Below are 6,261 nucleotides of genomic sequence, written 5' to 3'. Positions count from 1 at the left end.
CGTCGTTTCCGATCTTGGCGATCAAGAAACTACGGAGGGTGCGGCGTTGTTCGTGCCACGACGCGAACCGACCCACACATCTGGGCGAAGAGCCCATTTTCCGAGGACCACCTCGAATCCGCGTGCCTCCACGTCACGGATGGCCACGTGGAGGCGCTCGCGGAGCTTCTCGTTGACTCCGCTGGATGGAGAGGTGATTCCGACGCGGTCACCGGGGCGCAAGGGGCGCGGGTATCGAACTGGCATGCGCTGGATTCTGGCACGGCACCGTGTCGGCCGGGCAGCGAGTTTCAGCGCATGCCCTTCACCGCCGTGGGTGGCCTATCGGTCATGCCCGGAGCCAGATGAGGAGTGCGGCGGCCGTCACAGTGCCCAGCGGCGTCCCGGTCGTGCGGGACGCCGTGCCGTGTGGCGTGGTGATGCGGTGCGGCAAGCGGATCAGCCGTGGATCGGTCGGCTCGCTCAGCTCAGGACGGCGAGCGCGTCGATCTCGATCAGCAGGCCCTTGGGGAGGCCGACGTAGACCGTCGTACGGGCGGCGGGGGCCTCCTTGAGGTTCTGCTCGCCGAAGTACGCGTTGTAGATCTCGTTCATCTCCGCGAAGTGGTCCACGTCCGTGAGGTAGACGCGCATCATCATCACGTCGTCCCAGCTCGCGCCGCCCTCCTCCAGGATCGCCTTGACGTTGGCGAACGTCTGGAGGGTCTGCTCACGCAGCGTCGGACCGGCCGGGGTCGGCGCCTGGCCCTCGACGGCGGGCAGGAAGCCGACCTGGCCGGCGACCTGGAGGATGTTCCCCTTCTTCACGCCGTGCGAGAACTTGGCGGGCGGGGCGGTGTGGGTGCTGGGGGTGAGGGCGGTCTTCTCGGTCATGACGGTTCAGGCCTTCTTGGGTTGGGGGGTGGGCGTGCCGGAGTACTCCCGCGTGATGGCGTCGGCGGTGCGGCGCACCAGCGGGAGCAGGGTGAGGAGTTCCTCGGCCGTGACGACGACGTTCGGCGCGGACACCGACATGGCGGCGACGACCCGGCCGTCCGCGCCGCGGATGGGGGCGCCGATGCAGTTGATGGACTCTTCGTGGCCGCCGAGATCGGTGGCCCAGCCCTGTTCGCGGACGGCGGCGAGCTCCTTGAGGAAGGCACCGGCGTTCGGGATCGAACGGGACGTGTACATGGGGTAGTCGAGCTTGTCGGCGATCGCGCGCCGTTCGGGCTCGGTCAGATCGGCGAGCAGCAGCTTGGCGACGGCGGCGACGGTGATCGCGACAGGCTTGCCGATCCGGGAGTACATCCTGACCGGGTAGCGGCTCTCGACCTTGTCGATGTAGAGGACCTCGTGCTCCTCGTACACCGCGAGATGGACGGTGTGCCCGCACTGCTCGTTGAGCTCGACGAGGTGGGGGTGGGCGATCTCGCGTACGTCGAGGTTCTCGACGGCCTCCTGCGCGAGGGCGAACAGGCGGGCGCCGAGGCGGTAGCGCTGGTCCTGCTGACGGTAGACGAGCCCGTGCTCGTGGAGCGTACGGAGCAGGCGCAGCGCGGTGGACTTGTGGACGCCCAGGCGGTCGGCGACCTGGCCGAGGTCGGCGGGCCCCTCGGCGAGGAGCGGGAGGATGCTCAGTGCGCGGTCGACGGTCTGACTCATGGGGTGGGTACCTCCTCGGATGCCTGCTCGGCTGCTGTCCAGCCGGGGCCGAGACGAAGTGTCTCCCAGGCGGTGTCGTCGAGACCCACCAGCCGGTCGGCGTGGGCGCGGGCCGGAGGGTCGGTGAGGTCGCCGGGAACGGTGAGGACGGCGGCGGCCATCAGGTGACCGTGCCGGACGCGGTCCCGTACGGGCAGTTCGCGGAGGGTGGCGGAGAGGAACCCGGCGGCGAAGGCGTCGCCGGCGCCGACGGGGGCGACGACGTCGACACGCAGGGCGGGGACGGTGGTGACGCTCTCAGCCCCTCCGGCGATGGAGGAGCGGGGTCCGGGGTGGAGCCCCGAAAAGACCGTCGCTCCCTCGGCCCCCCGCTTCACGACGAGCACCCCCGGCTCCGGCAGCGCCGCACGGATCGCCTCCGCGCCTCGCAGCCCCCACGCCTCCTCCGCCTCGTCCTCACCGACGAAGACCAGGTCGGCGCGGCGCGCCAGGTCGAGCAGCACCTGCGGGCCGGTCCCGCAGCCGCGCCACAGCCCCGGCCGGTAGTTCACGTCGAAGGAGATCAGTGGGCGTCCGGAGCGGGGCGCGGTCAGGGAGTGGAGCAGGGACAGGCAGTCCTCGGACAGTGCCGCCGTGATCCCGGACAGGTGCAGGATGCGGCCGCAGAGCGCGTCCTCGGCCGGGACGTTCGCCGGGGACATCGCCGACGCCGCGGACCCGGCCCGGTAGTACGCGACCTCGTGCGTGTCGGTTGCCCGGTCGGTCGCCGTGCGGAAGTAGATGCCTGTGGGGCGGTCCGGGTCGCACCGGACCGCCGACGTGTCGACGCCGTACCGGGAGATCGCCTCGACCAGATGGTCGCCGAACCCGTCCGCACCGACCCGGCTGACCCACTTCGCCCGGTGCCCCGCGGCCGCAAGCGCGCAGGCAACATTGGACTCGGCGCCCCCGATCGCACGGCCGAAGGACGGCACGTCGGCGAGGCGTCCGGGCTGCGAGGGCAGGAACGTCACCATGGACTCACCGAGGCAGACGGCATCGCTCGTCGTGGCGGCGTGGGCCGCCCCCGCTGCGGGTACGGGCACTCTGGGCTCCTCGATGATCACCGTTCAGCGCCGGTTCTCACCATTGACCCGGCGTCGGCTCGGATGTTAGACAGCGTTAAGCGATATACGCAATGACTGTTGCATATGTTGCAACGATTACTTCTTGAGGAGGCTCCCTTGGCCGCCGACCACCCGGTCACCCCGGCTGGACTCGCCGAACTCGCCGGACTTGCCGACGAACGGGTCGACCACCGCTTCAAGGCACTCCCGCCGGACGCGGAGGGCCTGACCGTCGGCGCCCTCGCCGCCGAACGCCGCAATCTCTTCACGGGCGGCTTCACCACCCCGGTCCTCGCCCTGTCCGCCGAGTCGGTCGAGCACAACCTCGCCCTGCTGGAGATGTACGCGGAGCGCCACGGCCTCGCGTTCGCCCCGCACGGCAAGACCTCCATGTCCCCGCAGCTCTTCGCGGACCAGCTGAAGCGCGGCGCGTGGGGCATCACCGCGGCCGTTCCGCACCAGGCGCGGGTCTACCGGGCGTACGGCATCCAGCGGATCTTCCTCGCCAACGAGCTCGTCGACGCGGTGGCGCTGCGCTGGCTGGCCCGCGAGCTGGAGGCCGACCCGGAGTTCCGCTTCGTCTGTTACGTGGACTCGGTGCGCGGTGTCGAGCTGATGGACGAGGCCCTGCGCGCCGCGGGCGCCTCCCGTCCGGTGGATGTCGTGGTGGAGCTGGGCGCGGGCGAGGGTGCCCGCACCGGCGCGCGCACCGAGGCCGACTGCGCGGCGGTCGCCGACGCGGTGGCCTCGGCGGGGACCCTGCGGCTGGTGGGGGTCGCCGGCTACGAGGGCGAGGTGCCGGACGCGTCACCGGAGCGCGTACGGGAGTGGCTGAACCGGCTCGTCGCACTGGCGGCGGACTTCGACAAGGCGGGCCGGTTCGCCGGTGCGGACGGGATTCTGGTCAGCGCGGGCGGCAGCGCGTGGTTCGACACGGTGGCCGAGGTCTTCGCGGAGATTCCCGAACTCTCGGTACCGGTGGTGAAGTTGCTGCGCTCCGGTGCATACGTCTCGCACGACGACGGTCACTACCGGCGGATCACTCCGTTCAACCGGGTGCCCGAGGAGGGGACGCTGCAGCCGGCCTTCCGGCTGTGGTCGCAGGTCGTGTCGCGCCCCTCCGCCGAGCAGGCGTTCCTCAACGCGGGGAAGCGGGACGCCGCGTACGACCTCGACCTGCCGGAGGCACAGGTGATCCGGTCCGGTCGCGACGGCTCGGTGCGAGGGGCGACGGGGGTCACGGTCACGGGGCTGTCGGACCAGCACACGTGGGTGCGGACCGGGGCGGGGGCGGAGCTGGAGGTCGGCGACTGGGTGGGGATGGGGCTTTCGCATCCGTGCACGTCGTTCGACAAGTGGCAGTTGATTCCGCTGGTCGAGGCGGACGGCACGGTCACGGACTACATCCGCACGTTCTTCTGATCTCTGCGGGGCCGACTCCCACCCCGCCCCTTCCCGAAACCGGGGAAGCGCCCCCGGTTTCGGGAAGAAGGGGCGGGGTGGGAGAAGCGACACCGTCACCGAAAGGCTGCACAACCATGGACGTCGTCATCCGCAACGCCACCGTCATCGACGGCACCGGTGCTCCCTCCTGGCGGGCCGATGTCGGAATCGACGACGGCCGGATCGCCGAGATCCACCCCGAGGGCACCCCCGGGCCGCGCCCCACCGCCACCCGCACCCTCGATGCCACCGGCCTCGCCCTCTCCCCCGGCTTCATCGACATGCACGCCCACAGCGACCTCGCCCTTCTCCGCGATCCGGATCACAGCGCGAAGGCCGCCCAGGGCGTCACCCTCGAAGTCCTCGGCCAGGACGGTCTGTCCTACGCCCCGGTCGACGACCGCACCCTCACCGAGGTACGGAAGACGATCACCGGCTGGAACGGTGACGGTTCGGACGTCGACTTCGACTGGCGCACGGTGGGCGAATACCTGGACCGCCTCGACGGCAACTTCGGTGGCCAGGGCATCGCGGTCAACGCCGCGTACCTCATCCCGCAGGGCACGGTCCGGATGTACGCGGTCGGCTGGGACGACCGCCCGGCCACCGAGGCCGAGATGACCCGGATGAAGGAGCTCGTGGCCCAGGGCATGGCGGAGGGAGCGGTCGGCATGTCGTCCGGCCTCACCTACACCCCCGGCATGTACGCCAAGGACGCCGAACTCACCGAACTCTGCAGGGTCGTGGCGGAACACGGCGGCTACTACTGCCCCCACCACCGCTCGTACGGTGCGGGAGCGCTCGCCGCATACGCGGAGATGGTGCAGCTCACCCTTCCCCGAGCTCCAAAGGGAGCAGGGGAGGCCCCATTCGCCGGCTGTCCTCTCCATCTCGCCCACGCCACCATGAATTTCGGCGTGAACAAGGACAGGGCCCCCGAGCTGATCGCCCTCCTGGACCAGGCTCTCGCCGCGGGCGCCGACATCTCCCTGGACACCTACCCGTACACCCCCGGTTCCACGACGCTCGTCGCGATGCTGCCGAGCTGGGCGAGCGAGGGCGGACCCGAGTCGATCCTCACGCGACTCGCGGACGACACGGCGGCGGAGCGGATCCGGCACCACATGGAGGTGCTCGGTTCGGACGGCTGCCACGGGGTGCCGATCGAGTGGGACACGATCGAGATCTCCGGCGTCAGCGTGCCGGAACTCGTCGGCCACGTCGGCCGTACGGTCGCCGAATCGGCGCGCCTGCGGGGCGAGGAGCCCTGGGTCACCGCCCGCCGCCTGCTCGTCGACGACCGGCTCGGCACGACGATCCTCCAGCACGTGGGCCACGAGGAGAACGTCCGGCAGATCATGCGTCACCGCGTCCACACGGGCGGCAGCGACGGCATCCTCCAGGGCGACAAGCCGCACCCGCGCGCGTACGGCACGTTCCCGCAGTATCTCGGCCGGTACGCACGGGAGTTGGGCATCCTCCCACTGGAGGAGTGCGTCGCCCACCTCACCTCACGCCCGGCGGCCCGGCTGCGCCTGCCCGACCGGGGGTACGTCCGCGAGGGCTACCGCGCCGACCTCGTCCTCTTCGAACCGGAGACGGTGGCGGCGGGCTCGACGTTCGAGAAGCCGCGTACGTTGCCGGTGGGCATCCCGCACGTCCTGATCGACGGCCGCTTCGTCATCGAGGACGGCAGGCGGACATCCGTACTGGCGGGACGGGCGGTCCGGTCGACGCCGTAGCCCTCTGCACCGGCGCCACCACCGGCGCGCGGCTCACGCCGAACCGAATCCATGCGCGCGCTCCTTCGCCCAGGCCAGGTCCTCCTCGGTCGGGGCGTCGTCCTGGGTCAGCGCGCGCCGCCGGCCGACTTCGCGGTCCGCTTCCCGGACGTCGGCCGGCTGGAGAGCGAGAGCGCACCCGAGCCGCCGCCCGCCGACGACCCGGTGCCCTACCTGGAGCGCCAGGCCCGGGAGACGTTCGCCGTCGGGCTCGACGTACTGCTGGACGGGATCGAGGCGGCGGTACGACGCGCGGTTGCGCCGTGAGGCCCGGGGCCCGGGTCCCA

Annotated in this window: 6 protein-coding genes; 3 read left to right on the top strand and 3 right to left on the bottom strand. The window is 71.1% G+C overall.

Annotated elements, in window-relative coordinates; genetic code table 11:
* Positions 1 to 462 precede the first annotated feature (462 nt).
* From ABZV38_RS31415 to ABZV38_RS31405, 3 genes are read right to left on the bottom strand one after another with little or no spacing between them, the layout of a single operon-like run.
* Positions 463 to 873 carry a RidA family protein gene (locus ABZV38_RS31415; RefSeq protein WP_030914824.1) on the bottom strand — a complete coding sequence of 137 codons (411 nt, stop codon included), beginning with the start codon at positions 871 to 873 and terminating at the stop codon, positions 463 to 465.
* A gap of 6 nt (positions 874 to 879) precedes the next feature.
* Complete coding sequence (locus tag ABZV38_RS31410) at positions 880 to 1,644, bottom strand: IclR family transcriptional regulator (protein WP_356331828.1); 765 nt, start codon at positions 1,642 to 1,644, stop codon at positions 880 to 882.
* Positions 1,641 to 2,729 carry a sugar kinase gene (locus tag ABZV38_RS31405; RefSeq protein ID WP_356331827.1) on the bottom strand — a complete coding sequence of 363 codons (1,089 nt, stop codon included), beginning with the start codon at positions 2,727 to 2,729 and terminating at the stop codon, positions 1,641 to 1,643. Before ABZV38_RS31405 ends, ABZV38_RS31410 begins: the two co-directional genes overlap by 4 nt.
* Positions 2,730 to 2,867: 138 nt before the next feature.
* On the opposite strand from ABZV38_RS31405, the gene ABZV38_RS31400 reads away from it, so the two are divergent.
* From ABZV38_RS31400 to ABZV38_RS31390, 3 genes are all read left to right on the top strand, one after another.
* A complete protein-coding gene (locus tag ABZV38_RS31400) occupies positions 2,868 to 4,172 on the top strand; it encodes an alanine racemase (RefSeq protein ID WP_356331826.1) in 1,305 nt (434 codons plus the stop codon).
* A gap of 77 nt (positions 4,173 to 4,249) precedes the next feature.
* A complete protein-coding gene (locus ABZV38_RS31395; RefSeq protein WP_356331825.1) occupies positions 4,250 to 5,935 on the top strand; it encodes a D-aminoacylase in 1,686 nt (561 codons plus the stop codon).
* A gap of 51 nt (positions 5,936 to 5,986) precedes the next feature.
* Positions 5,987 to 6,241, top strand: coding sequence for a hypothetical protein (locus ABZV38_RS31390; RefSeq protein ID WP_356331824.1), 255 nt, complete (start codon positions 5,987 to 5,989; stop codon positions 6,239 to 6,241).
* The last annotated feature ends 20 nt before the right edge of the window (positions 6,242 to 6,261 follow it).

The organism is Streptomyces sp. NPDC005181 (assembly GCF_040608395.1).
Classification (GTDB): domain Bacteria; phylum Actinomycetota; class Actinomycetes; order Streptomycetales; family Streptomycetaceae; genus Streptomyces.
Note: the sequence above shows the minus strand (reverse complement) of the source record. Positions and strands in the feature narration are given on the sequence as shown.

Excerpts from the sequence above, each read along its gene's own strand:
- ABZV38_RS31415 (WP_030914824.1), bottom strand. The coding sequence starts at position 873 with ATGACCGAGAAGACCGCCCTCACCCCCAGCACCCACACCGCCCCGCCC.
- ABZV38_RS31410 (WP_356331828.1), bottom strand. The coding sequence starts at position 1,644 with ATGAGTCAGACCGTCGACCGCGCACTGAGCATCCTCCCGCTCCTCGCC.
- ABZV38_RS31390 (WP_356331824.1), top strand. The coding sequence starts at position 5,987 with ATGCGCGCGCTCCTTCGCCCAGGCCAGGTCCTCCTCGGTCGGGGCGTC.